At 55.7% G+C, this 1269-nt stretch carries 1 protein-coding gene and 1 pseudogene; one reads left to right on the top strand and one right to left on the bottom strand.

Annotated elements, in window-relative coordinates:
- Positions 1–212 (top strand): annotated as a pseudogene (locus tag AWB66_RS32535) (DDE-type integrase/transposase/recombinase); the annotation flags it as partial.
- A gap of 212 nt (positions 213–424) precedes the next feature.
- Here AWB66_RS32535 and AWB66_RS32530 read toward each other — a convergent pair.
- Positions 425–1269 (bottom strand): J domain-containing protein (locus AWB66_RS32530; RefSeq protein WP_125469893.1); only part of this gene is annotated, 845 nt, incomplete at its 5' end.

The raw sequence follows: 1269 nt of genomic DNA, 5'->3' as shown, positions 1-1269 counted from the left end.
CGGGCAAACCAGGTCTGGGCACTGGATACGAGTTATATCCCGATGGCGCGCGGCTTTGTGTATCTGACCGCCGTGGTGGACTGGGCCAGCCGGAAGGTACTGGCCCACCGCGTAGCGATTACGATGGAGGCGATGCACGCTGTCGAGGCGTTGGAAGAAGCGTTCGCGAAGTAGGGAAACCTGAGATCGTCAATACCGACCAGGGCAGCCAGGGCGGATTCAACATGTAGACCTCTGTAATGCGGTACCCAACCCGCGGATATCAGCGGGATCCACCGTCGACGTTACTGCTGCGCCGCCCTTGGGAAATTCTTAATGCCTATGCAAAGAGACACAAACCCCGATCATCGTGATTGACATCGAAAGTCATATCAGCGCTCAATTCTCCCCACGACGGGCATATCCGTGCGAAACGCATGAGTGGTCAGAATGGCATCTCGTCGAAATGGAAGGCTGCCTGCCGACGTTTCAGGTGCTTCAACCAGCTTTTGAATTGCTTGAGGTCTTCAAACACAAGCAGATCTGCTTCCAGATCACGCATGCTTTGCTGGAGCCCGACGATGTCATTCGAGAGATTGCGTAAGACGGTTCCGGGAGATACTTCAACGAATGGAGGAACTCCGTAGGCATGCCTGAAGCCGGCCTCGACGTGCAGGATTTCCTGATTCAGTTCGCCGAGCTGCTCCCTGAGAATCTTGTTGTAATGCTTTAGTCGATCTTCGCTGATGTCATTGATGGCGCGCTGGTCGATGTGCTCGAGCTCCAGTTGCAATTCCAGCAATTTCAGGAGATCGTTTTTGCCGTAAGCCTGGTTGGCCCGCTGCATCAGCCCGGTCTTGCGTTCGCGTTCCTGAGGATCCGCTTCGCGATCGGGATGTAGAGCGCTGGCGAGTTTTCGATAGACCTCGCGGATAGACTGGCTCAACTCTGCCTGCTCTGCCTCCTGGTTGGCTTGCGCGGCGAGCTGTTTTGCCGACTTCTTCCGTTTGGCGCGTCGCGGTTCCCGAGCCTGATTTGCGGCTGCTTCCTGCGTGTGCTGCTCTTCCATTCTGGCATGCGCGCGCTGCAAGACTTCGTCGGGCGAATTCATGTCAATGTCGTCACCCAGTTCAACGCCGAGCATTGCCTCGAGCGCCAACTTCATATCCTCGAGTTCGGCCGCCGCTTCGCTGTCGTAGTCGGATTGGCTATGTGAAGCGCCCCGGAAATGTAGGAGACTTTGGATCTTGGCTGTAACGGGAGATTTGAAGAATGGAAAACGCAAGCAAA

Origin of the sequence: Caballeronia telluris (genome assembly GCF_001544495.1) — a bacterium.
In the GTDB taxonomy this organism is placed as follows: Bacteria; Pseudomonadota; Gammaproteobacteria; order Burkholderiales; family Burkholderiaceae; genus Caballeronia; species Caballeronia telluris.
The sequence above is the reverse complement of the archived record's forward strand: the minus strand, read 5'-3'. Positions and strand labels throughout refer to the sequence as shown.